Consider the following 26,013-nt stretch of genomic DNA (forward strand, 5'->3'; position numbering starts at 1 on the left):
ACACCGAATAAAAGTTTGACTGAAGGGCCAGTCACCTAGTGTTCAGTGCTCAATTGTGCCTAGTTAGGTGGCTGTTCATCCGCCATTCGAGCGGCTTCCCGACTGGAGGGGCTGGCTGACAATGCTCAGTAGCCAAATTATTCTTAGTCGGAAGTGGGTTACTTCCGGCTTAGAATAAGACTCGTATTTGAAATTGCGCAGTGAACTTCTGCGTGAGTTCAAATCGATGTCGGCTTACGTTCCAGCAATTGTCAGCCGGCCCCGGAAGTCGGAATAGGAAGAACACCGGCTGACGGACAGTAGGCCCAATAATTGGCATGATTTAATCATAGAACCTGACCAACGCAGCTGACATAATGGAAATGTTAACGTTTTACAGTCCTCTGACCCTATCAGTTTAACAGCACGTGTAATCTTGACATTATACACAGCTAGCTGTATAAAAGATAGGGATGGTGATGGGATGAATCATGATGAAATGGTGGCTAGGCAAGTCTTGGTGCTGGCCAGGCAGATTACGCGCCGCCGTAATCAACATTTAAGAACGGTCGGATTAACGACTGAGCAGGCGGATGCGCTCGTCTTTTTTACCGATCATCCTAAGCAGACGGTGACGGCGTTTAAGACGCGCCAGGGTATCACACACCAGACGGCTCGTTTGATTGTCCAACGGCTACAGGCGCGCGGCTACGTCCAATTAGTGGTCAGTCCCACGGACGCACGGGCCAAGCAGGTGGTGGTGACGGCGAGCGGCCGTGCCAAACGCGCCCAGTTACGGCAACACGGTTGGCAAACGAGCGCGCAGATGTTTGCGCACCTCGATGAGCAGCAACAACAGTTATTCTTAGATTTGTTACGACAGGTCAATCAAAATTTAGAGAGCGATGAGAATTGATGAAGACGCGTTTATACACGCCAGATGTGAAGTTAGTCCTAGTAGCAAGCTTTTTCTTCCTAATGAGCCCAATGTTGATCAACCCGGTGATTGCCGGATTTGCGCACGGTATCGGGGCGAGTTCGGTGCTAGCAGGGGTGATTGCTGGGTTGACCAACCTCACATCCTTAGTTTTGCGGCCCCTGGCAGGTAATCTGACTGACCGGGTGTCGAAGTACCGGCTGACCTTTATTGGGGGCTGTCTATTATTGTTAGCTAGCCTCGGTTACAGCTTAACGACTAACGTTACCCTGATTATGCTATTGCGGATCGTGAATGGTCTGGGTTATACCCTCTGTTCCGTCTGCATGGCGACCTGGATGGCTAGTCTACTGCCACCCGACCGTATCGGTTCTGGGATGGGGATTTATGGATTAGCAAACGCCCTCGGCATGGCTTGTGGGCCCGCAATCAGTGTGTTTTTGTATCAGCATTACAGTTATCAAAGTGTCTTCTGGCTAGCAGCCGGTTGTAGCTTACTACTGGTGATCATGATTCAATTTGTAGGTGACCACGGTGAACCGGTGGCGGTGCCCAAGGCGGATGCACAGCAACGGCATTTTCGCATTGTCCAGCCGCGCGTGATTCCAGTTGCGCTGATTTTGCTCTTATTTTCATTACCATACTTCGCAACGCAGACCTATATCGTCAGCTACGTGGCCGCGCGTCATTTTCACGTGGCCGCTGGGATCTTCTTCCCAGTTTACGCGGTGATTTTACTTGTCTTGCGGCTGATCTTACGTGACTGGTTTGACCGGGTGCCATTTAAACGGTTCATCTGGTTGTGCCTGATTTTTAATCTGTTGGGCTTAATTGGCTTAACGGATATGACCAACTGGGCGATGCTTTTGCTGGGCGCGGCTGGTTTAGCAGCGGGCTATGGCTTGATGTTTTCAATCTGTCAGGCCAAGGCGCTAACGCTGGTACCAGAAGCCGACCATGGTTTGGCCAACAGTACGTTTTACATTGGCGTCGACTTAGGGATGTCACTGGGACCGATTTTTGGTGGGCTGATTTCCAGTGTACTGTCGATGACCTGGTTCTACCCGGTCATGATGGTGACGTTGCCGCTAATTGTGATCGTCTATCTTGTGAGTCGGCGGGGGTTGGCTTAAAACGGCGACCCATTAAAATGGCCTAAAGATAAGAATTGAAAACCTGATGAATACTCAAACGATGGGCGTCCGCTAATCTTTTGAGCAAGCTGAATATGACAAAAAGGAGGTGCCCTAGAATCAAATCTAGGTGCACCTCTTTCGTTTTGATTGGACAACCCATTAAGCAGGTGTCACTACGTATTTTTCATAGCGTTGTGCATCCACGGCGTTCAGTTCGACCGTTAATTGGGTGCCATCCGCCAAGTAATCCGTTTTGAGAATGTTGGCATGGTCATTCAAGTAGGCGACCACGTCACCATCACTGAATGGAATTAATAACGTTGTCGTCACGTAGTTCTTGAAGACTTTGGCTTTGATCATACTGGTCAAAGCTTGCAAGGAGGCCTCGTCACGCGCCGTATAAATTAGTTGATCATCTTGTTGGTTTGGATAGTCGGCTTCGGTTAAGTCCGCCTTGTTAAACGCATAGATCATTGGCACGTCGTGAACGCCAATTTCCTTCAAAGTCTTTTCAGTCGTGGCCATCATTTCTTTGTAATGCGGGTCCGCGTAGTCAATGACTTGAACCAGTAAATCGGCATTGGCGGCTTCGGCTAACGTTGAGCGGAAGGCGTTGATCAGGTTATGCGGCAAGTCACTGACGAATCCGACCGTATCACTGAGCAATAACTGCTTGTTATCGGGGAAGGTCAGCTGGCGGATGCTCGTATCTAGCGTGGCGAACAGCATATCCTTTTCGAAGACTTGTTTATCTTCACCCTTACCGAACAGTTTTACTAAGCCGTTCATCGTGGTTGATTTACCGGCGTTGGTATAGCCCACTAAGGCAACGTTCGGTAGGCCGGCCTTATCGCGTTGGGCGCGTCGGACGACTTCATCCTTGTTGAGTTCCTTGAGTTCGTGCTTGGCGTGGCTGATGCGGTCTTGAATCGTCCGCCGATTCAATTCCAGTTGTGTTTCACCAGCACCACGGTTGGTAAAACCACCGCCACCACCAGCTGCGGCTCCGGCTTGTTGGTCCAGGCGGTTGGAGATACTGGTCCGCAAACGGGGGAGCTGATATTGCAGCTGGGCGATTTTGACTTGCGACTTGGCTTCCTTGCTACGAGCACGGTTACCAAAAATCTCCAGAATCAACCCAGTGCGGTCGATGATTTGGATATCCGTTTGTTCCTCTAAGTTACGCACCTGACTGGGGGTCAGATCCGCGTTGATGACCATAATGTGCAAATCGTTGGCTGCTGCGACTTCTTTGATTTCGACAACTTTGCCTTTGCCGAAGAAGGTGGCCGGGTTGGGCTTTTCCAATCCCTGGTCGATTCGCAGGGCGGCGTGCATATTATTGGCTGCAACGAGCGCTTCTAGTTCGGACATCGCATAGTCGTAGTTGGCGACAGTCTTAGACATGCCGGCAATGATGACTTCTTGTACTTTTTGAGCGTTAGTTTCAGACATACACTCACTCCTAACGTGTTATGATTGAGTTAAGTATAACATGTCTAATCAAAATATTACGATTTCGGGCATTAGGGAGGAATTTATCTTGGGATATGTGCTTGATTTACGCAAACGGGTCGGTCATCTGCCGTTAGTCGTGGCGGGTGCCGCAATGATGGCTCAGAATTCAACCGGTAAAATTGTCCTGATTTATCGGACGGATAATCATTGTTGGGGTTTGCCCGCGGGATCCACGGAGCCGGGCGAGACGGTCCAGCAGACGGCCCGCCGTGAATTAAAAGAAGAGACGGGGTTAACGGTCGGTGATTTGACGTTGATCGACGTCTTCAGTGGTCCCAACATGCACTATCAATACCCCAACGGCGATGTTATTGATAGCGTCACGACTTTGTACCGCGCCAATACGACTGGCGGGGAACTCATTCAGGCGACTGACGAAACGAGTACCGCCGCGTTCTTTGACCTTGATGATTTACCGTCACCACTGACGCCGTTGACCAAATGGATGTTGAAGGGTGAATAGACTTGACCACCTGAATTGGATTTGCTATAGTGGACTGAAATATTAAACAAACTTGTCACCGGACAACGTTAACGCCGCTTCCTTAGGTCATTGTGGAAGCCGCGTGGCGTTGTCCGTTTTTTTTCGAGGAGGAATTGATGATGACATGGATTTATTTAGTAATTGCAGGGATTTTTGAAGTCGTCTGGGCGACAATGATGAAGTTAAGTAATGGGTTCAGCCACTTGGGTTACGCGGCCGCAACGGTGGTTGGGATGATTCTAAGCTTTGGCTTTTTAGCGTTAGCAACCAAACATTTACCGTTAAGTATTGCCTATCCGATTTGGACCGGTATCGGGGCGGTCGGCGCAATCATTGTCGGCTTAGTCTTTTTCAAGGATACGATTGCGCCGCTCACGTGGGTCTTCATCGCCATGCTGGTCATCGGTATTATTGGCATCAAAGTCACGAGTTAGGCGCAGGACACCAGACTTCCACGTTGGGTGACTGGCTTGGATGTTTATCAGACAAACGCGTGGTTTAGTTGGTTTGACAACTGAAACTGCCCTTGATTCAATGACCAGCGATTGATAATGCTGCCTTCATTGCGATTCCGCCTGCTCGTCAGTGAAGACCTCGGCCTGATAGGAAACGATTTCATAAACGACGCTTCACGCAATGCAAACGGTGGTATAATGAACTTGAGAGATGGATGGCGGTCTAACCTCGTCTTAGACGGCTTCCGACAGCGATAAACCCACAGATGCCAGGCGTTTACCGTGTCTACCACTTGCGACACGCAATGGCTCGGAAGGTTGCCTTAATTTCGGCGGTCAATTCCGTGTATCTACCTAGTTGAGTTAACTCAATGGTTCTCAAATTTTGAAAGAAGTGACGTCTGATGATCTTTCCAGTTTTTAATTTAGGTCCACGCGATGCCGTGTTGTTGATTGCAATTTCTGTGATGCTAGTGTTAACCGTTGTTTTTCACTGGTCAGCATGGGAACTTTTATTTGCCGCCGTTGCAGTTATCGTTGCGTTCGTCGCAGGAGGTATGAAACCGAATAAAAAGAACGTGCTTGCTTTCTTGAAAAATAGTTCGGATTCAGGCAAGACGCGCTAAACGGCTGTGGGGCTAAATACAGCCTCATTGCCAACAATTGATATTTTAGAAGTCAACCTAAAAACGCTCGCGACCACTGACTGGTTGCGAGCGTTTCGTTTAATGTGCTGAATTATAGGTGTTGATTGACTTTCACGTCAGCTAAGTCCTGGGCGTAGTCAACGACTTTGATTTGGTCGCCGTCCACGTCGATACGGGTCACGCTGCCGTTTTTGGGCCCCTGCGTGATGTCGATTTCAGGGGCGAAGCGTGCGACCATACTACGAATCGTGGTGCCGTGGGTCACGACGAGCACTTTTTCGTGGTGGTCGTGATGGGCTTTCAAGTAGTCAAACCCTTGATTGATGCGTTCCCAGTACATCGCATTGTCCTCAGCTTCGTGCCATGGATCAAGTTCGCGCATTAAGTCGCGCGTCTGGTCGATGTGCACGTGGGCCAAAAGTTCGCGCATTAAGTCGCGCGTCTGGTCGATGTGCACGTGGGCCAAAAGTTCGTGCATACTCGTCACGCCGAATTGGTGCCCAATTAGTGACCAGGTCCGACTAGAATCATCACCTTCGTAGTAGCCGTAGAAGACTTCCCGGAAGTTCATCAGCGTCTTAAGCGGTTGCGCTTCGGTGCCCATCGCCCGCTGGATGAGGTGCGCGGTGTCGATGGCCCGTTTGGAATCACTGCTATAAAAAGCATCGAAATGCGTGTCTGCGAGGGCTTGACCGACCTTGGTCGCGGTACTTTGACCATAGTCAGTCAGCGGTGAATCCGACCAACCCTGCATCCGATTATATAAGTTGAAAAACGTCTGTCCATGCCGGACAAAGTAAATTGAAAATTGCGCCATTGCTTACTCCTTACTTAGTCGAGATGGTCTTTGCGACCAAAGTAGTCTAACGAAACGGTATCATCGCTGATCGTGAATTTCGTGACACTGCCGTTTTTAGGCCGTTCGGGCGAAGTTAACGTCGCAAAGCGGCTGGCAATACTATAAATCGTGTTGCCGTGGCTAACGACGAGCACTTTGTCACCATCCTGGTGTTTGGCACGTAAGGCATCGAGGCCGCCGTTGACCCGTTGCCAGAATTCATCGTTATTCTCAGCACGGTGAAAAGGATCGGCTTCCTTGCAGAAGTCCTTGGCCTTTTCAATCCCATACTGGGCAATGATTTCAGAGAGGCTCGGCGCTTGGTGGGGCGCACCGACCATGAACCAAGTCTGTGACGTGTCGTCACCTTCAAAGTAACCATAAAAGGCTTCTCGGAAGGCCGCCATCGGTTCGACCGTCAAATCAGCGTTACCACTGGCTGGCAGCAGTAATTCAGCGGTGCGCATCGCCCGCGTCATATCGCTGGCGTAAACGGCGTCAAAATCAATGCCATTGAGCATTTTACCTGCATTCCGAGCGTCCTGTTCACCGACAGCGGTGAGCGGGGAGTCGCACCAGCCCTGCATCCGGCGGTACTTATTAAAGTAAGTTTGACCATGACGAATCATGTAAACGGAAAAAGTTGCCATTATAACCTCCACTGCTTAATGTTCAAAACTTAGACACAATGTCATCATTCTACCATAAAATCAGCCGGCTTTAATTAGCGGTTGATAAGGCTTGGCGAATTTGAGCCGCACTCTGCTTGTTACTGGTAAAGATCAGCCGATCGCCGTACATGATGGTCGTGTTGCCATTTGGTGCAATTAGTTTACGGTTGCGGATGACTTGGCTAATCGTTACATCCTTGGCAAATTGTAAGTTTTTAATCTGAACATTCGTGTAACGGTGGTTGAGAACGCGCACTTCGTAGATACTGTTTTCGGTATCATTGAGCAACAGTAAGGTCGATGGTGACTCAATCAATGCTCGTAGCAACGTAATGTTGGCTTCTGGCGTATTGTAGACTTCGACGCCGAGTTCGCGCAGTTCATCTTCATGTTCGTTCAAGACGTTGCGGTCTTCAAAACGGACGATGATACGGCGCACACCATAGCTTTTGGCGGCTTTCGCGAGCTCGTAATTCCGTTCGGCGTCAATGTGACCGAGAATCAAGATGTCCGTATCGAAGACGCCGTGGTCCTGTAAGTCCTGCGCTGAAAAGTTTTCCATCAAGGTGACGGGCACTTGCGCGTGGTAAGTCTGGTAATTTTCCGGATGATTGGTATACATCGCCACGTCGTACCAGCCCTTGCGCAACTGCTGAGCCACGGGAACGGTACTCAAGTTGGCACCGATGAAGTGGACGGACGTCTTGACCAGGTCTTCTTTTTCAGCCGAATACAGCTTGTTAAAAATCAGTGGTGAAACGATACAAGTCAGGAGCGCCGCTAGTAAAAAGGCGCCAGATTGGTCGGTCGTGATGGTCTTCATCGACTTAGCGACCCGCAAGACGGCCAAAACCATCGTCATCGTTGTCGCGGTCAGGGCGGTCCCAGCTAGTGCGTTAGCCTGTTTGAAGCGTAGTTTTAAAATCCAGAAGCCCCCAATTTTGGCGACCATGTAGGCCAAGAAGAACAGTGGAATCAGTAACAGCGTCTTGCCACTCGTCAGCAAGGTCCGCAAGTTCAAGTCGACCCCGGTCGTGATGAAGAAGATCGGAATGAAGAAGCCGTAGCCAATCGCATCCAAACGTTCGCGGGTCGTTTCGCTCGGGTTGAGCAGTTTCAACACGATTCCGGCAACGAATGCGCCCAGGATGTTTTCGGCGCCCACTGATTCCGCCACGGTGACCATTGTGACGATCAGGAAGAATGCCAGGCGGATGTCGAGCTGCGTCGTTGACTTATTAATATTTTGATAGAAGCGGAAAAATGGCTTGAACCGCAAGAGCAGTAGGGCGGCGACCGCTAAAATCAGTAGCAGTAACCAGAGACTTTGTGAATTGCTGCCATAGACGGAGGCGTAAAGCGTTAGCCCCATCATGGGCACGAGTTCACCGAAGACGGAGATCAAGAGCACTGTTTGCCCAAACGCCTTACTCAGTAGTTCTTGTTCCTTTAAGGCGACAATCACGATACCCAGAGAGATCGTCCCGAATAAAATCGTAGCGAGCCAGAAATCGCTGAAGAGGCCACTGGCTTTAAATGCCGCGGCTAGTCCCAACGACAACACGACGATTGTTCCGTACGCGTAAACGGACAGTCGTACCGGTGAATACTTTGGGGTGTTGACCGCGTTTTTCTGTTCCAGTGGCGTGAGTTCTGTACGCCGTTTTTTAAATAAGCTGAAGTCGATTTCCAACCCACTCAGAAACAGCAGGACGATGACTCCAATCGTCGATAGTTGAGAAATCAAATCGGAGGTGTTCACAAAATTGAACACACTTGGCCCGAGAATAATCCCAATAATAATCTCCATCACCGCGGTGGGCAGGCTGTTGATTTTGAATTTAGCCATAATGAGCGGAATTAATAGGGCCGCTAATAGAATAATGACTAAGGAAACTTGATCCATGAAATAATCCCTCGATTCGTTTTAGTACACACGTAGTTGATCGTCGTCCGCGCCCCAAAAGGCTTCGCTAAGTTGGTCGTCGGTCAAGACTTTTAACATCTGATCGACGCCCGGCGCCAACTTGTCAGGCGTCAAGGCGCTCAGGGGCTGCCAGCTGATGGCGCCTTCGTAAGAGCCGACTAACAGGTCGCCATGAAATTGGCTGGTGGTGTAAAGCGTCCCGAGCGAGACATCGCCAGCATCGTTTTCGACCCAGGTGACCGTGCCAACAAGCTTGAGATGTTCGACGGTCAAACCAGTCTCTTCCAAGACTTCACGTTTGATCGCCGCTACCTGGGATTCGCCAGGGTCGACGTGGCCGCCTGGGAAGGTCAACCCAGACCATTGCGCGTCGATTTTATTTTCGACAAGGACTTTACCCGTCTGCGGGTCGGTAATCAGGCACATGTTCACCAGCTCGGCACGCACGGTCCGGTCATGGTGCTCATGTAAATCCTTGGTCCGCAGCCAGTCTTGGGCCTTGTCGTTGATGCTGGCCATAAACGCCGCCTTGGTTTGTAGATAAGTGGCATCATCTTTCGCCGCCTTCTGCCGAATCGCCGTATACTTCCGGCCGTCCGTGCGATGGGCGTTGAGATAGTCGCGGAAGGTCAGTAATTGGTGGTACTGGTCGGCGTCGGTCGTGATGATCACGTGGATCAACTGACCGTCAAGCACGACCGCATACGTTTGGTTCGTCCCCGCAACGGGTTGCGCTGCAAGTTTGGCGATGGCCGCCGTGGCGTCTTCCACGAGTAGCGCAATATCAATCATTGGCCGTGCCAATAGCTGTGGCATGGCCGTACTGCCAACGTGGCTGTGTTTTAATAAGTTGGCCCCAAGCTGCTGGCTGAGCAACGCCTGATAATGGACGGCTTGTGCTTGCCATTCAGCTTGATAAGCCATTAATTTGGTCGTTTTCATCCAATCCCTCCACTTTGTTTAAGTCATTGAAAGGATACACTTTTTGGCTGAATTTGAAAAGGAAAGACGTGTGGGGGTGGAGGAAAATAAAATTGAAGAGGATAGTTGACGCACGCCTTGGAAAGCGCTATCATTATTTGTAGATAAAAGAACGAATTAATTGGGATTGTAATAGCAATGTTTAGGCGCTACACAAAACCCGCTTAGTCAATGGGCTAAGTGGGCTTTTTTTATGGAAAATTCGCAATGGAATGGGGATGAAAAAATGCAAATCAAAAAAATTCTCAATAATAACGCCATTATTACGCATAACTCAAAACATCAAGAAATGATTGTGATTGGAAAGGCGATTGCTTACGGGAAGCATCCGAATGAGACCGTTGACGAAACAAAGATTTATAAGGTCTTTATGCCGGCAAGTCGCGGAGATCGTAAATTGATCCTAGACATGATTAATGAGATTCCAGTGCAGTTTTTTCAAATTGCCAAACAGATTGTTGATAAAGCGCAGATGGATAGTGACATTAAATTAACAGACAGTGTGTTTATTGCTTTAACCGATCATATTTCGTCAAGCGTTGATCGAATTAAGTCTGGATTATCGTTAACCAATCAGTTTTTGTGGGAGATTCGTAGTTATTATCCTAAAGAATACCGAATTGGGCAATGGGCGATTCGTTTAGTCAATGAAGACTGTCAGGTTCAGTTGACCGATGATGAAGCCGGATTTATTGCACTGCATATCATCAGTGGTGAGCTTGGTGACCGTCTTGACGAATTTCATGAAGTGATTAATTTTGTCAAAAAAGTGACGAGCATCGTGACCTATCAATTATCGGTGGAAATTGATCGTGACTCGCTTGATTATAATCGATTTGTGACACACTTGAAGTTTTTTTGGCAGTACATGATGGATCAAAGCCATAAACGAGTCATTGGTGATTTAAGTGATGATATGTTAGCGGTTATTAAGGGGAAAAAGGTTGCGGCCTATGAGTGTGCGATGAAGGTAAAAGCATTTATTCAGCAAAATTACGACTACACGCTTACTAATGAAGACTTGCTATACATGACGATTCATATCGCCAGAATAACAGATAAGACATGATTGAGCTGGGCCTTGAGAAGATTTCAAGAACATGAGGAGGATAAAGAAATGTATGATGAAATGAATGAAAAAATCATTGCAGGTGTGGGTGGCAAATCGAATATCAAGTCAGTCGTTCACTGTGCAACTCGGCTACGATTTGTTTTAAAAGATGAGTCAAAAGCCAATGATACCCAAGTTTCTGAAATTGCCGGAATATTGCAAGTGGTCAAAAAAGCTGGCCAATATCAGCTAGTTATTGGAAACAATGTTGAGGATGTGTACAACGAATTAGTAGATAAGCTGCAGCTTGACGGTGAGCCCGATGATGGTGACCAAAAGGATAACAGGAGTCTGTTCGATAAGGTTATCAGTACCATTACAGGATCAATTGCACCCGCCATTCCTTTGCTGGCTGGTGCCGGGATGGGAAAAGTACTCCTGTTGATTTTAACGTTATCTGGAATTCTCAGCGAGAAGAGCCAGACGTATCAGATGTTGAACCTTATTTTTGACACTGGTTATTTCTTTATGCCTGCATTCATCGGATTCTCAGCTGCAAAGATTTTTAAAACGAATCAATTCTTAGGTGCTTTTATGGGATTAGTCACCGTTAATCCGAATTGGGTTGCGCTAGTTACTGCTGGCAAGGCAGTTCATTTTATTGGCATCCCTGTTCAGCTGGTCTCATACTCATCAACCTTGATTACGGCCATCTTGTCCGTTTGGATGATGTCATATATTGAAAAGTTTGTTAAAAAGATTACGCCAGGAATGATTAAAGTGTTCGCTGAGCCAATGCTGATCATGTTAATAACGGCCCCTTTAACATTTATCGTTCTTGGACCGATTGCTAACTTGATTTCTATGGGAATTGCAGCTGTAAGTATGTTCTTGTATGAACATGCTGGCTTCATTGCCATTCCATTATTAGCAGCGGCTTATCCATGGTTGGTCTCGATTGGTATTCATAAGGCATTGAGTCCAATCAGTATTCAACTAGTTGCAACACAAGGATTTGACCCAATCATCCGAGTGGTCGCACTTTGCTCAAACATGTCCCAAGCTGCAGCTTCATTAGCAGTTGGATTAAAAACTAAAAATAAGCAATTACGCGCTTTAGCACTTTCTTCGACAGTTACGGCTTATTTAGGTGGTATTACCGAGCCTGCAATGTTTGGTGTTAACCTGAAGCTAAAGAAGCCGATGTATGGTGCGATGATTGGTGGTGCCATTGCCGGATTGTTTGCCGGATTTATGAAAATGAAGGCATTTATTTATGTTACCCCTGGATTGTTGAGTCTACCGATGTGGGTCTCGAAGACGGAAAACTTTGTTGTGTTAGCCGTTGCAACCATTATTATTGCAAGTATCGCAACCTTTGTTGCCACTTGGCTCATTGGATTTGATGATCCAGTGAGTGATGAGACGACAAAAAAAGAACAAGCTGAGGCTAATAAGGTAGTAACGACTAAACATACAATCAACAGTCCAGTTGTCGGTGAAACACGGAAATTAAGTGAAGTGAACGACGAGACATTTGCGAGTGGTGTTATGGGAAACGGTATCGCGGTGATTCCGAGTGAAGGCCTGGTCGTTGCACCGGCCGATGGTATTGCATCCGCAGTATTTGACACTAGCCATGCAATTGGAATTCATTTGGATAATGATGCTGATTTGTTGATTCATGTCGGGATTGATACGGTTGAATTGAACGGCAAGTATTTTGAAACCTTAGTCAAGAAAGGTGAACGCTTTCATGAAGGACAGCCACTATTGAAATTTGATTTGGAGAAAATCAAGGCTGCCGGGTATGATCCTACCGTGATGATTATTGTATTAAATACAAAGGATTTCTTAGAAGTCTTGCCTGTACCGGAATCGAATCAATCTGTAAAAGTTGGTAATAACCTGTTAATGCTGGCATAGTTGGAGGAATTACAATGGATTATTTCAAGACGGCACCGAATTTTATGTGGGGAGTTGCCACTGCCGCAAATCAAGTGGAAGGTGGTTGGGATGAAGACGGAAAAGGAATGTCAATTGCTGACTGTATGCGCTATCGACCAAAAATAGATACAAATGATTATCAAGCTGTTAATCAAATGGACAGTCATGAAATTGAACTTGCGTTGGCTGATCATTCGACAAAAGGTTGGGCAAAGCGACATGGTGTTGATTTTTATCATCGTTATCGGGAGGATATTAAATTATTAGCAGCAACGGGTATCAACACGTATCGCTTCTCAATTAGTTGGGCACGTATTTTTCCAAATGGTGATGATACGGAACCTAACCAAGCAGGATTAGACTTTTATTTGGCAATTGTAAAAGAATTAGCCAAGTATCATATCACGCCGGTAGTGACTTTATCACACTATGAAATGCCTTTGAATTTGGTGCTAAAGTATGACTCTTGGTATGATCGCAGAGTAATTGATTACTTTGAGCGGTATGCTAAAACGGTCATTGATTATTTGCATCAGTATGTGCAGTATTGGATACCAATCAATGAAATTGATAGTATTATCAGGCATCCATTTTCGTCAGCGGGATTAGTTGCAGATCGTTTTCCTGAAGATAACTTTAAGACGGTCACTTATCAAGCCATGCATCATCAATTTATTGCGGCAGCAAAAGTGGTTGCGTACTGTCATCAAAACTATCCAAAAATGCAAGTTGGAAGTATGATAACCAGAACCATGGTTTATCCATACAATAGTGATCCTGATAATGTGTTAGCGGCAACTCAAACGATGCGCGATGTCTATGCATTTAGTGATATTCAAGTTCGTGGCAGATATCCAGCGTTTCTATTGGAGAAGTTGACAGCTGACGGAATCAAGATAAAGTTTGGCTCTAATGATAAAAAACTGTTGGCAGAAAATACCGCAGACTTTGTTGCATTTAGTTATTATTCATCCATTTGTACGGCAAGTGATACAACGGGGTTGCCTGTAACAAAGGCTAATCGCACTATTGGCGTTTATAATCAGTATTTGCCTGAGAGTGAGTGGGGATGGCAAATTGATCCTGTTGGACTCCGGCTATCATTAATTGACTTATATGATCGTTATCAAAAGCCGCTGTTTATTGTTGAAAATGGACTGGGCGCCGTAGATGAACTTGGGCCTGATTTACGAGTACACGATACGTATCGAATAAGTTATTTGCGTCAACATATACGCCAGATGTTGATTGCTATTGCGAATGACGGCGTTGAATTGATGGGCTACTGTATATGGGGAACGACTGATATGATATCAGCGTCTTCAAATCAAATGTCAAAAAGGTATGGTTTGATTTTTGTTGATTTAGATGATAATGGTGACGGTACCTATAACCGCTACTTAAAGGATAGTTATTACTGGTATCAACAACTATTGAGCTATGGTACTCAGATTCCGGTTAACTACCTGCAAGAAGCGGATACAAAGTTACAATGCTCATAAACAAGAGGGTTGCCTTCGAAAAGGCAACCCTCTTGTTTTCGCTAACCTATTGAGAAACCGTCCGTTGCCGAATCGTTTTGACCACCGCGGCGAGCATTGCGGGAACCAGTGCGACCACCATGATGCCTAAGAAGCACAGTGAGAGGTGCTCCTGCACAAAGTCGATGGAACCGAAGAAGTAGCCGAGTGAGCAACCGACGCTGACCCAGATGCCGACCCCAATCAGGTTCCAGAAGGCAAAGGATGCTTGTGGCATTTTAGAAGCACCCGCACTCAGTGGTACAAAAGTCCGAACTAGTGGGACGAAGCGGCCAAACATGACAGCTTTGGCCCCGTATTTGGTGAAGAAGTGTTGCGCTTTGATCTGCTTGTCCTGCGGGAGGTGCCGTTGGAGCCATGGTAATCGAATCAAGTGGCGGCCAATTTCGAAGTTGACCGTGTCGCCAATGACGGCGGCAACAAAGAAGACCGGCACTAAGATTTGAATGCTGAGGGCATCGCTGTGCGTCGCGGCCATCGTACTAGCGAGAAAAATCAGCGATTCTCCTGGGAGAAATGGAAATACGACCATCCCAGTTTCAAGGAAAATGACGGCAAATAATAGGATGTAACTCCAACTTCCAAGCGTTGTGAGTAAGGGCCCAATGCTTTGTTCCAAATGGGTTAGACTGGTAAGTAAATTGACCAACGGCAACACCTCCAATTTAAGTTGCATTTAGTATAACTGCTGTGGCCATGAAAAAACAGATGTAATCGGTTACATTTACTTTAGTTTAACACATTCATAACTTTGGTAACCAAATGTTCAAACAATTTTACGCGAAAAAGCGAAAAGCGGCTGGTTTCATGGGTTATTAATTGAGTCGCGTCGCGGATAGTGATAAAATTATTGTTCGATATTTAGGAATGGAGGGCGTTCAATGGCTAAGTCAATTAAAGCTGCAGAACAGGAACACTTAGATCACGTCGTCGCAAAAATTAAGGTGGCTGAAGAACAACAAAGCCAGACCATTACGCGCTCGGAACAGGATCAGGCTGATATCAAGCGGGACTTGCTGAATAACATCAACATTAAAACGGATAGTTACGAAGGCATGATGGAGACCGGATTATCCGTGCGGCAGCAACAACAAATGATGGATGAACGGCAAAATAGTTGGAAACACGCGACTAAGCAGTTATCCACGCTTAAAAAGTTAGAGAAGAATGCTTACTTCGCTCGGATTGATTTTCATGAAAAGGGTGAACCAAAGTCTGAAACGATTTATATTGGCTTGAGCTCATTTTCCGACACGCCCGACCATTTTCTGATTTATGACTGGCGGGCACCGATTTCCAGTATTTATTACGATGGCGGCCTGGGTGATGTGACGTATCAGACGCCGGATGGGGAACAGACCGTCAATGTGAAGCTGAAACGTCAGTTGATGGTCGAAGATGGCCAAATTTTGACGGTTTATGATACGGATGAGGTCGTTGGTGATTCGATGTTGCTGGAAGTCTTGGACGAGAAGTCGGACGTCAAGATGAAGAGCATCGTTACGACGATTCAAAAGGAACAAAACACGATCATCCGTGATACCAGCTCAGATTTACTGTTTGTCCAAGGGGCAGCTGGCTCTGGGAAGACGTCGTCCGTGCTCCAACGCGTGGCGTATTTACTGTATCGCTACCGCGGCAACTTGACGGCCGGCCAAGTGATCCTATTCTCACCGAACCAATTATTTAATGATTATATCAACCAAGTGTTGCCAGAACTTGGTGAGCAAAACATGGTGCAAATGACGTACTTCCAATATGCGTCATATCGTTTGCCCCATATGCAAGTCGAGACGTTGCAACAGCGGTTTGAAACTGAAAATACGCCGCAAATGGCTAAAATCACGAAGCTGGAAGGCAGCTTAGCCTTTTTCAACGCAGTCACAACGTACGGCCGGCATTTGGAACAATCTGACATGCGTTTTCGTAATATTACTTTGAACGATGAGGTGATTATTTTCCGGGAAAAGATTAAGGAAATCTACTACTCGTTCAACGAAAACTACCATCTTGGCAACCGGTTATCCGCGACGAAGGAAGAATTGATCAAAATCTTGAATCGCAAGGTCGAATCTGAGATGCGCTCTAAATGGGTCGAAGAAGCGGTCCAAGACTTGTCGCGTGAAGAAATCAACCAGTTGTACGGTAACCAACCGCGAGAATTCAAGAACGGCGATAAGGAATTCAAGTTCCTGGCACGTAAAATCGTCATGCAACGTTTAGGGAAGGCGCGGACCCAAATTGTCCGCAACCGCTTCCTGAGTATCAACATGCAATACGCCCACTTCTTACGCGAAGTACCGAAGATTATCAAACTAGCTGATTACGGCATTTCAGCGATGGATTGGGATGCAACGGTCGAGAAGAAGCTACAAGAAATCAAGGACCGCCACATCTCATTGACCACCGTTTCAGCGTACATGTACTTGCATGACTTGATGACTGGTAAACGCGGACAGCGCGATATTCGGTTCGTCTTCTTGGATGAAATTCAAGACTACAATGCCTTTCAGCTGGCATTCTTGAAGTTCAGCTTCCCACAAGCGCGCTTCACGATGCTCGGTGACTTGAACCAAGCGATTTTTACTAAGGAAAACAGTCATTCACTGATTAGTGAATTAGCGACGCTCTTTGACCCTGAAAAGACTCGAGTCGTGCAGCTGACTAAGTCGTACCGGTCAACGCAACAGATTACCGACTTTACTAAGGAAATCTTGGTCAATGGTGAAGCGGTAACGGCCTTTGATCGACAAGGCGACCGGCCAAATGTCTGCGTCACACCTGATTTTGAAGCGGGTGTCGACCAGGTCATCGACCAGTTAGCGATGAACGATTCAGAACGGGATACGACGGCCATTATCGGCAAGTCCTTAGCCGAATGCGAAGCGTTAACTAAGGCGCTCAAAGCCCGTGGCGAACAGGTCACACTGATTCAAACTGAAAATCAGCGGTTGGCGCCTGGCGTCATCGTGGTCCCATCCTTCTTGGCCAAGGGGCTAGAATTCGACGCGGTCATCGTATGGAACGCTAATAAGACCAATTATCAGCGTGAAGATGAGCGTCAATTACTGTACACGATCTGCTCCCGGGCGATGCATGAACTAACCATCGTGGCGGTCGGCGAACTGTCACCATTATTGGCCTGCGTTGACGAGCAATTGTATACGCTGGATGAGGCTAAGGTTTAAAAATCAGACTTGTTCAGATTATGATGAATTAGAACTGAGAGACAGTAAAGCTAAGAGGTATTAAAAATAAGATGCGTCCTGGCTGTTAGGCTGAAGCACTGTTACCCGCGTGGTGATGGTGCTTTTTTTAGTGGCGACCGTTTGTGGGGAGACTTTTAGGCGGTTACCTGTTTTCCTGTGAGGGGGGACTTTTGGATTGTGCCCCGGTAGCCTGAGGGGAATTGTTCACTGCTAGTGGATTGCTTGAGAGGGGCTTTTTAGCGACGAACGCTCTGTTTGAAATGGCCACTGTAGATGCGAATCGTCGGTCTGGGCGCGTAACCTGGGTGGCGGGGATGTCTGTAAAACGCTCGAGGATTGTGAGAAAAGTAATTAATTGCTGGACCGAAACGTTAGGCTGAATTCGGTGAATCTAAAGTGAATAAAGCGCTATCATTATTGGCTTACAAGTTGTAGAATTAACTTATAAATTTGAAATCACTCAGCGACAATTGTTGGTCGAGATGGTCAACGTCGTGAAAAGTCAAACAAGCTTTGTGACAATGGCAAGTGATTTGAGGAGGACTTAACCATGTCAATTACTGAAATGTTAGGCATTCAATATCCCATTTTTTCTGGCGCAATGATGCACATTGCGACCCATGAGCTCGTCGGTGCGGTTTCTGAAGCCGGTGGTCTGGGCGTGCTAGGGTCAGCGGGCTTATCAGCTGAGCAATTGCGGACGGAGATTCGGGCCACGCAAGCAATGACGGATAAACCCTTTGGTGTCAATTTGATGTTACAGATGAAGAATTGCCCCGAATTGGCTCAAGTCATTATCGACGAGGGGGTCAAAGTCGTCACGACTGGCGCCGGCAATCCGACGTCATACATTCTACCATTGCATGCAGCGGGCATCAAGGTGATTCCGGTGATTGCATCGGTACACCATGCCCATAAGATGGTCGCAGCTGGGGCGGATGCGGTCGTTGCGGAAGGTCAAGAGTCTGGCGGTCATATTGGCCAGACATCGACAATGGCGCTATTGCCACAGGTCGTGGACGCCGTGGATATTCCAGTAGTTGGGGCTGGTGGGGTCGGTGATGGCCGTTCAGTCGCAGCGATGTTTGCCCTTGGTGCACAGGGGGTTCAGTGTGGGACGATTTTCCTGACCGCCGAAGAGTGCCCAGTACCCGCGAGTTACAAACAACGCGTCTTGGCGGCCAGCGATACCGATACGATTGTTACTGGTCGCAGTCAGCGCGATCCCGTCCGTGCGTTGCGTAACCCGATGTTGGAAGATTATTTGCAATTAGAACAAAGCAATGCGCCCGCTGAAAAGTTGCACGCCTTGGCCGATGGCTCGTTTGCCAAAGCGGTCAATGAGGGCGATATGACCCATGGGACGCCAATGGCTGGTGAAGTCGCGGGGATGTTGACGACGATTCGGCCGGTCAAGGATATTATCGCTGACCTGTTTAGTGAAGCCAACGAGGTCGCTGCGGGATTAACGATTAATTAGCGTGAATGAAAATCCGGCCGTGAATGAAAATCGCGCATGACTGTTTTTTGACAGTGATGCGCGATTTTGTTGTGCGCTGGATTAGGGTGATTGCGCTGAGTTAGGCCTGTTCGTGAATCAGATTAAGCAGATATTCAACAAATATCATCGAAATCGCCTGCATATCAACAACTGAGCGATTAGAGGACTGATATCCGGGGAGGACGATGGTATGTTTAAAATAGTCCGCTAACTCGGCTTTTGCATTCATCGTAATTAAAAAGGAATTCTTAGGCAGGTTAGTGGCTGATGCCGCCAGAAAATGGTTGAAGTTCGCTTTTGTGCCACTGATTGAAAATAGGACGAGGGTCGAATCCTGCCGCATCGTATTAGTGATATGAGCCGCGTTAATATAGTCATAGGCGTATTCAGACAGCAAGCCAAGGTCCGCCAATCCCCAGAAGAGTTGTTTAGCTGGGAGCGAAGAGTAGTGAATGCCCAGCAAATAAGTCATTTGAGGATTGAGCAGTGCCTTAATCAGCTGATGAATGGCCGTTTGGTCAAGGTCTTGTAACTGAGTGATGGCCGCTAAGTATTGATTGAGGAATTGACTGTTGCCACTTGTGGGGGCCTGTTTTTGCCGTTGCTGCCGTAGATAGGCAATCATTTCAAATCGAAAGTCTTTAAACCCCTGGAAGCCCAGTGATTGGCAGAATCTCAATACCGCTGAAGTTGATGTGCCAGCCCGGTCGGCCAGTTTCGTGATCGTGAAGGTCTCGGCATGTTCAGGGTATTTCAGCAAATAGGCACTGACTTTTTGTTCAGATTTTGAAAATGTGGATTGGTGTTGTTTGATACTTTCAATGATAGTCATGAGGGTACTCCTGAGTGTAATTTTAATTCAAGTGTACTCAGCACTGATAATTTTGTCAAAAAGTATTATCAAAATTATTATTGACAACAATTTTGTCGTGATGGTATGATAAATTTATCAAAACGGAATGGTAATTTTGTCAAAAAGAGGTGTACGGCAATGGACTATCAAAAGTTAGCTGCGGCCATCGTTAAAAATGTCGGTGGTGAAGAAAATATCCAGATGGTGAATCATTGTATGACACGCTTACGTTTTAACTTGAAAGACGTCAGCAAAGCAGACAAGGCAGCACTAGAAGATTTGAATGGTGTGCTCGGTGTGGTATACGCCGGTGAACAATACATGGTCATTCTGGGCCAACATTTAATTCCAACGTATGAGGCAATCGTGAAGAATTACAGTGTCACAGCAGGCGCAACCGTCGATGAGAATTTGGATGATTTGTCGCAAAAGAAGGAACCATTGACTTGGAAGAACTGGGGCAGTAAATTTATCGGGTTTATTTCAGCGTCAGTGACGCCACTCATTCCTGGCTTGATTGCGGGTGGGATGTTAAAAGTGGTGCTATTACTAATTGTGACGTTTATTGATAGCGCTTACTCAAAGACGCCGTCGTATATGTTGCTGTCTGCGATTGCAGACGCGCCATTCTACTTCATGCCAATCATTGTGGCATATGGTGCGGCAAACAAATTGGGTGGCACACCGGTATATGCCATGGTTGCAACGGCTGCACTATTGCACGGCAATTACACCAGTTTGGTCACTGAAGGCGCCAAAAATGTCATGTTATTTGGCGTACATGTCAGCTTACTATCATACGGTTCAACGTTATTGCCCGCGTTGCTGATTGCGGTGGTGGCGTACTATGCAGAACAGTATTTGAATAAAATTGTTCCTGGTATCTTTCGGTCGGTCCTGGTCGGCATGGGAACAATCTTTATTGCTGGTACGCTCGGATATTTGATTCTTGGACCACTAGGAAATATGCTCGGGCAAGTTATCGCAGCTGTTTTCATGTTCTTGAACAGCACTGTTGGTCCTTTGGCGGTCGGACTATTAGCTGCGGCACTACCGTGGATGGTCATGGCGGGGATGCACACGGCCTTAGCCCCATTTATGACACAGTTACTCAGCAATCCAGGTTACGATGCCATTTTAAGACCCGCGTTTATTTTGCATAATATGTCCGAAGGTGGCGCTAACTTAGGGGTGGCAGCGCGGACCAAAAATGCCCAATTCAGAAGTGAGTGTATCTCGTTAGCGGTGGGTTGTATCGTGGCTGGAGTGACTGAACCGGCAATTTATGGCGTCAATTTAAAATACCGCAAACCGATGTATGGCGTGATGGCCGGGGGTTTTGTCGGTGGAATGGTCGCCAGCATTCTGGGCGCGAAAGCCTACGTGATGGGATATTCCAATTTACTCGCATTACCAATTTTCCAGCAAACTGTTTTAGCGATGGTCATCGGAATCGTCGTGGCTATCGTCACATCTGCTATCGTGACGTATGTGTTGGGAATCGATGAACAACCGGCAGAAAAAGTCACCGAACCCGTTCAAACGACCTATCCGGATGATGCCATCGTTGCTGTTAGTGATGGGGAATTATGTGATTTGAGTCAAGTCAACGATGAAACCTTTGCCAGTGGCGTGTTGGGTGATGGCGTGGCGCTGCGATTAGACAACGACTTTATCTGCGCACCAGCCAATGGGACTTTAGCAACAATGTTTCCCACCGGGCACGCGTTTGGTATCGTGACCGCAACCGGCGTTGAATTGCTCGTACACATCGGGATTGATACCGTTAATTTAAAAGGCGCTGGTTTTGATGTATTAGTTCAACAGGGTGAAACTGTTCGAGCTGGTCAACCGATTGTTCGGGTTGATCGGAGTGCGATTCAAAAGCAGGGCTATGATTTAACGACGATGTTGATCGTGACGAATGCCAATGGTCAAACGATTCAGCTGCAGCGTCAGGGTCGTGTAAAAGTTGGAACAAGATTAGATGAGGAGACGAATTGATATGACAACCAAACAATTACCAGCAGATTTTTTGTGGGGCGGGGCGACCGCTGATTTTCAATATGAAGGTGGCTTTAACGAAGGCGGCCGCGGCGTGCTATCGCATGATTATGAAACCGATGGCTCTAAAAATGCGCCCCGGCATCATACACTTCGCATGCCAGATGGTCAGTTAATTACGCCGAAGAGTTCGTTTATTCTGGCAGAAGATGTTCCAGAAGAAGCCCAACCCGTATTTTTAGATAATCAGTATTATCCAAGTCATCAGGCGGTGGATTTTTATCATCATTACAAAGAAGATATCAAGCTGATGGCTGGCATGGGCTTCAACGTCTTCCGGTTTTCCGTATGTTGGAGTCGAATTTTTCCAACCGGTGAGGAGAATGAACCGAATGCGGCCGGAATTCAGTTCTATAATGATGTAATCAATGAGATGGCGAAGTATGATATGGAACCCCTGATTACCATTTGTCACGATGAGCTACCGATGCATTTAGCGCTGAAGTATAACGGTTGGACGTCACGGCACGTGATTGATGCGTATGTCAAATATGCGAAAGCGTTGTTTGAAAATTTTGGTGACCGCTGTCGTTATTGGTTAACTTTTAATGAAATCAACGCAGTCCGCGGTTTTGGCCCGACTGGGGTTCGAAAAGCGAGTGGTCAGGATCGCTACCAAGCCGCGCATAATATGTTCGTTGCTTCAGCCAAGGCGGTTACGTTGGGTCACCAATTAATGCCAAAGAGTCAATTTGGTGCGATGTATGCCATGAGCGAACTTTATCCGGCCACTTGCAAACCTGAAGATATGTTTCATCATTTGCAAGCGCGGCGAGAAAATTGGTATTTTGTTGATACGATGGGACGTGGCTACTATCCTAACTACGCTGAAGAATTGTGGCAGCGGCATGGCGTTGAGAAGCTGGAGATGGCACCGGAAGATGCGGACACGTTAAATCGTGGGCAACTCGACTATATCGCCTTTAGTTATTACCGTTCCAATACGACCAAGTCCGGCGATGACTGGTTTAACGTCGGTGGTAGCGCAAACCCTTATTTGGAAAATACACCTTGGGGATGGCCGGTCGATCCACTGGGGCTACGCTACTGCATGAATGAAATCTATGACCGCATTCAGAAGCCGATTTTTATTGTTGAAAATGGGATGGGTGCTGTTGACGAGGCGGATGCCAACGACTATGTCGAAGATGATTATCGAATCGACTATTTACGCGACCATCTATCGGCGATGGCGGATGCAATCAATATCGACCATGTACCATGTCTCGGTTACACCATGTGGGCGCCAATTGATTTGGTTTCCCTATCAACCGGTGAGATGAAGAAACGCTATGGCTTTGTGTACGTTGATATGGGTGATAAGGGTCATGGAACGCTGGAACGAACACCTAAGAAGTCTTACCAGTGGATGAAACATGTGATTGCGACTAATGGTGCAGCGCTAAGTGAATAGATAAATGGATGAATAATTTGAAGCATCTCCGTGATTGGAGGTGCTTTTTCGTTGGGGTGTGTTCACTACGCTAAAATCGGATGAGGATTCGATAGTTTCCCACAAAATTCGCCCCACAATTAAAATTTCACCCAGCGATTGATAAGGTTTTCATGTTATAATCTATCCATTAATTGAGTAATGGTGGCAGACAAAATCATGGAAGATCAGATGAACTATTATCGCTTCTCACGTGAACAGTGGAAGCAATTTTACCGCAACAATCAGCACCAAGTTCCTTTAACTGCAGCTAATTTGCATGAAATCAAGGCGTTTAATGACCGGATCAGCTTGGATGATGTCCGTGATATTTACATGCCATTCGCGCATTTATTGCAAGCTAAATATGAGCACTACTTATCATGGCGCGAGACTGAGTCGGTGTTCTTGCACCGCCAAAACCGCCAGTCGCCATTTATTATTGGCGTCTCGGGTAGTGTGGCGGTGGGGAAAACGACGACCGCGCGACTATTAGAAATTTTATTTAAATATTTGTATCCGGACCGGCGTACCCAGTTGATTACGACGGATGGTTTTCTATATCCGAATGCCGAGTTGAAGAAGATGCAATTGATGGAACGCAAGGGCTTTCCGGAAAGCTATGACATGCCGCGGTTGATTCAATTCTTGAACGACGTGAAAAGTGGCAAACCGCTGGCCAAGGCCCCCGTTTATTCGCATCAGACGTATGACATCGTCCCGAATCGCTTTGATGTGATCACGCACCCAGACATTTTGATTATCGAAGGCATCAACGTGTTGCAGCTGCCGACGAATCAGGCGATTTACATTAGTGATTTTACTGATTTTTCAGTGTATGTCGATGCGGATGCGGATTTGATTGAAGATTGGTATTTGGAACGGTTCAAAGCGCTGATGAAGACGGCGTTTCAAGACCCGTCCAACTACTTCTATCCATGGGCGATTGGGGATCCCAAGGACGCGATGGCGATGGCTGAGCGCGTCTGGGAAGAGGTTGATTTGAAAAACTTGAATGATTATATCTTACCAACGCGTAATCGTGCGGATTTAATTTTACACAAAGTCGCACACCACGTGATTGATGCCGTGTATTTCCGCAAATATTAGCGCCTAAGAAATTTCTCATACTTGTTGACCGAACGTTTAGAAATCAGTATGATAGACCTATTGAGCATTAATTAATCCAAAGGAGTGAACAACTTGGCAAAAACGGATACCGCGTCTTTCGATTCCATTTTGGTATTGGATTTCGGTAGTCAGTACAATCAATTGATTACCCGGCGCATTCGTGATTTCGGCGTTTATTCGGAACTACTTCCGAACACGATTACCGCTGAAGAAATCAAGGCCCGTCACCCGAAAGGTATTATCTTTTCAGGTGGCCCCAACAGTGTTTACGATGATGGCGCCTTTCGGGTTGACCCGGAGATTTTCAACTTGGGCTTACCAATCTTGGGAATCTGTTACGGGATGCAACTGATGACCTATACGCTTGCGGGCGGGAAGGTTGAATCAGCTGATAACCGTGAATACGGCAAGGCAAACATCAACGTGACGAGCGACTCGGCAACCTTGTTCAAGGATACGCCAGCTGAACAGTCAGTGTGGATGAGTCATGGTGACTTGGTCACTCAAGCACCAGATGGCTTTGACGTGGTGGCAACTTCTAAGAACTGTCCAATTGCGGCAATTCAAGATGTTGACCGGAAGTTGTATGGGATTCAATTCCATGCAGAAGTTCGGAACACCGATTACGGTAATGATATTCTACGGCACTTTGCGTTTGACGTTTGCCAAGCTGAAGCCAACTGGTCAATGGATGATTTCATTGATATGCAGATTGAAAAGATCCGCGCAGAAGTTGGTGACAAGAAGGTCTTACTAGGCCTTTCTGGCGGGGTAGACTCGAGCGTGGTCGGTGTGCTCTTGCACAAGGCAATCGGCACCCAATTAACGAGTATCTTCGTGGACCACGGTTTGTTACGGAAGGGCGAAGCTGACCAAGTGATGGCGAGCCTGGAAGGTAAATTCGGCCTGAACATCATCAAAGTTGATGCCAAGGACCGTTTCCTAAGCAAACTCGCTGGTGTCAGTGATCCTGAACGGAAACGTAAGATTATTGGTAACGAATTTATCCAAGTGTTCGACGAAGAAGCCACTAAGTTACACGGGATGGAATTCCTTGCTCAAGGAACGCTCTATACCGATGTTATCGAAAGTGGGACTTCCACAGCACAAACGATCAAATCACACCATAACGTTGGTGGGTTGCCAGAAGACATGCAGTTCAAGTTGATTGAACCGCTCCGGACGCTCTTCAAGGACGAAGCACGGGAACTCGGCGAAAAGCTGGGCATGCCGTCTGACCTTGTTTGGCGTCAACCATTCCCAGGTCCCGGCCTCGGAATTCGAGTCATTGGCGAAATCACGGAAGATAAGTTAGAAATCGTCCGCGATAGCGACTTCATCTTACGCGATGAAATCAAAAAAGCCGGCTTAGACCGCGATATCTGGCAATACTTCACCGTTTTACCAGGCATCAAGTCAGTCGGTGTCATGGGCGACGGTCGGACTTACGACTACACAGTCGGTATCCGCGCCGTAACCTCAATCGACGGCATGACCGCCGACTTCGCACGAATCCCATGGGACGTCTTGCAAAAGATCTCCGTCCGGATCGTCAATGAAGTTGATCACGTCAACCGCATCGTGTATGATGTGACGAGCAAGCCGCCTTCGACGATCGAGTGGGAGTAGCCCCCACAGTTGTTTTTAACAAGCTAGATATTGGATTGTGTTCAATGATGCAATCCACTTTGATGGACGATAAGTTTCTTTT

General features: G+C 47.1%; 21 protein-coding genes. 14 read left to right on the forward strand and 7 right to left on the reverse strand.

Translation table 11 applies throughout. The features are described from left to right. Positions 1-463 precede the first annotated feature (463 nt). Both KGF65_RS04360 and KGF65_RS04365 read left to right on the forward strand, forming a co-directional pair. Positions 464-895: a MarR family winged helix-turn-helix transcriptional regulator gene (locus KGF65_RS04360; protein WP_050339061.1), complete on the forward strand. Its 432-nt coding sequence runs from the start codon at positions 464-466 to the stop codon at positions 893-895. Further along, positions 895-2,049 (forward strand): MFS transporter, encoded by a 1,155-nt coding sequence (locus KGF65_RS04365; protein WP_162936985.1) that lies wholly within the window; start codon positions 895-897, stop codon positions 2,047-2,049. Before KGF65_RS04360 ends, KGF65_RS04365 begins: the two co-directional genes overlap by 1 nt. Positions 2,050-2,211: 162 nt before the next feature. Here KGF65_RS04365 and hflX read toward each other — a convergent pair whose 3' ends face one another. Beyond that, positions 2,212-3,507, reverse strand: a complete 1,296-nt coding sequence (gene hflX, locus KGF65_RS04370) for a GTPase HflX (RefSeq protein WP_216748409.1) — start codon at positions 3,505-3,507, stop codon at positions 2,212-2,214. An 88-nt stretch (positions 3,508-3,595) separates the two neighbouring features. Here hflX and KGF65_RS04375 point away from each other — a divergent pair, with 88 nt between their 5' ends. The 3 genes from KGF65_RS04375 to KGF65_RS04385 all read left to right on the forward strand — a co-directional run bounded on the left by KGF65_RS04375 (position 3,596) and on the right by KGF65_RS04385 (position 5,135). Beyond that, positions 3,596-4,033 carry an NUDIX hydrolase gene (locus KGF65_RS04375; protein WP_003637958.1) on the forward strand — a complete coding sequence of 146 codons (438 nt, stop codon included), beginning with the start codon at positions 3,596-3,598 and terminating at the stop codon, positions 4,031-4,033. 140 nt (positions 4,034-4,173) lie between these two features. Continuing rightward, on the forward strand, positions 4,174-4,488 hold the full coding sequence (locus KGF65_RS04380) for a multidrug efflux SMR transporter (RefSeq protein WP_101873941.1): 315 nt from the start codon (positions 4,174-4,176) through the stop codon (positions 4,486-4,488). A gap of 422 nt (positions 4,489-4,910) precedes the next feature. Further along, positions 4,911-5,135, forward strand: a complete 225-nt coding sequence (locus KGF65_RS04385; RefSeq protein ID WP_088769930.1) for a hypothetical protein — start codon at positions 4,911-4,913, stop codon at positions 5,133-5,135. Between the two features lie 112 nt (positions 5,136-5,247). Here KGF65_RS04385 and KGF65_RS04390 read toward each other — a convergent pair whose 3' ends face one another. From KGF65_RS04390 to KGF65_RS04405, 4 genes are all read right to left on the reverse strand, one after another. Next, positions 5,248-5,973, reverse strand: a complete 726-nt coding sequence (locus KGF65_RS04390) for a histidine phosphatase family protein (RefSeq protein ID WP_216748410.1) — start codon at positions 5,971-5,973, stop codon at positions 5,248-5,250. A gap of 14 nt (positions 5,974-5,987) precedes the next feature. After that, positions 5,988-6,644 carry a histidine phosphatase family protein gene (locus KGF65_RS04395; protein WP_003637961.1) on the reverse strand — a complete coding sequence of 219 codons (657 nt, stop codon included), beginning with the start codon at positions 6,642-6,644 and terminating at the stop codon, positions 5,988-5,990. A gap of 70 nt (positions 6,645-6,714) precedes the next feature. After that, positions 6,715-8,571, reverse strand: a complete 1,857-nt coding sequence (locus KGF65_RS04400; RefSeq protein ID WP_216748784.1) for a monovalent cation:proton antiporter family protein — start codon at positions 8,569-8,571, stop codon at positions 6,715-6,717. 21 nt (positions 8,572-8,592) lie between these two features. Next, positions 8,593-9,534 (reverse strand): GrpB family protein, encoded by a 942-nt coding sequence (locus tag KGF65_RS04405; protein WP_101873937.1) that lies wholly within the window; start codon positions 9,532-9,534, stop codon positions 8,593-8,595. A gap of 265 nt (positions 9,535-9,799) precedes the next feature. Between KGF65_RS04405 and licT the strand changes: the two genes are divergently transcribed. From licT to KGF65_RS04420, 3 genes are read left to right on the forward strand one after another with little or no spacing between them, the layout of a single operon-like run. After that, a complete protein-coding gene (gene licT / locus KGF65_RS04410; protein ID WP_101874328.1) occupies positions 9,800-10,642 on the forward strand; it encodes a BglG family transcription antiterminator LicT in 843 nt (280 codons plus the stop codon). A gap of 48 nt (positions 10,643-10,690) precedes the next feature. Continuing rightward, positions 10,691-12,550, forward strand: a complete 1,860-nt coding sequence (locus KGF65_RS04415; RefSeq protein ID WP_101873936.1) for a PTS beta-glucoside transporter subunit IIBCA — start codon at positions 10,691-10,693, stop codon at positions 12,548-12,550. A gap of 14 nt (positions 12,551-12,564) precedes the next feature. Then, positions 12,565-14,073 carry a glycoside hydrolase family 1 protein gene (locus KGF65_RS04420; RefSeq protein WP_101873935.1) on the forward strand — a complete coding sequence of 503 codons (1,509 nt, stop codon included), beginning with the start codon at positions 12,565-12,567 and terminating at the stop codon, positions 14,071-14,073. Between the two features lie 46 nt (positions 14,074-14,119). On the opposite strand, the gene KGF65_RS04425 is transcribed toward KGF65_RS04420, so the two are convergent. Continuing rightward, positions 14,120-14,788: a DedA family protein gene (locus KGF65_RS04425; RefSeq protein ID WP_165861054.1), complete on the reverse strand. Its 669-nt coding sequence runs from the start codon at positions 14,786-14,788 to the stop codon at positions 14,120-14,122. Between the two features lie 205 nt (positions 14,789-14,993). Between KGF65_RS04425 and helD the strand changes: the two genes are divergently transcribed. Together helD and KGF65_RS04435 are read left to right on the forward strand one after the other, a co-directional pair. Then, entirely contained in the window at positions 14,994-17,300 is a 2,307-nt protein-coding gene (helD, locus tag KGF65_RS04430; protein WP_216748412.1) for an RNA polymerase recycling motor HelD, read from the forward strand. 571 nt (positions 17,301-17,871) lie between these two features. Then, a complete protein-coding gene (locus tag KGF65_RS04435) occupies positions 17,872-18,801 on the forward strand; it encodes a nitronate monooxygenase (protein ID WP_216748413.1) in 930 nt (309 codons plus the stop codon). Positions 18,802-18,901: 100 nt separating this feature from the next. On the opposite strand, the gene KGF65_RS04440 is transcribed toward KGF65_RS04435, so the two are convergent. Continuing rightward, entirely contained in the window at positions 18,902-19,654 is a 753-nt protein-coding gene (locus KGF65_RS04440) for a MurR/RpiR family transcriptional regulator (protein ID WP_101873931.1), read from the reverse strand. A gap of 159 nt (positions 19,655-19,813) precedes the next feature. On the opposite strand from KGF65_RS04440, the gene KGF65_RS04445 reads away from it, so the two are divergent. From KGF65_RS04445 to guaA, 4 genes are all read left to right on the forward strand, one after another. Further along, positions 19,814-21,679, forward strand: a complete 1,866-nt coding sequence (locus tag KGF65_RS04445) for a glucose PTS transporter subunit IIA (protein ID WP_101873930.1) — start codon at positions 19,814-19,816, stop codon at positions 21,677-21,679. Position 21,680: 1 nt separating this feature from the next. Next, positions 21,681-23,153 carry a glycoside hydrolase family 1 protein gene (locus KGF65_RS04450; RefSeq protein WP_216748414.1) on the forward strand — a complete coding sequence of 491 codons (1,473 nt, stop codon included), beginning with the start codon at positions 21,681-21,683 and terminating at the stop codon, positions 23,151-23,153. A 198-nt stretch (positions 23,154-23,351) separates the two neighbouring features. Continuing rightward, on the forward strand, positions 23,352-24,281 hold the full coding sequence (gene coaA, locus KGF65_RS04455) for a type I pantothenate kinase (RefSeq protein ID WP_050339050.1): 930 nt from the start codon (positions 23,352-23,354) through the stop codon (positions 24,279-24,281). Positions 24,282-24,374: 93 nt separating this feature from the next. After that, positions 24,375-25,931, forward strand: coding sequence for a glutamine-hydrolyzing GMP synthase (gene guaA, locus KGF65_RS04460; protein ID WP_003637971.1), 1,557 nt, complete (start codon positions 24,375-24,377; stop codon positions 25,929-25,931). Positions 25,932-26,013: the final 82 nt, after the last annotated feature.

The sequence above is a fragment of the Lactiplantibacillus sp. 30.2.29 genome (genome assembly GCF_018991255.1).
GTDB lineage: Bacteria > Bacillota > Bacilli > Lactobacillales > Lactobacillaceae > Lactiplantibacillus > Lactiplantibacillus pentosus.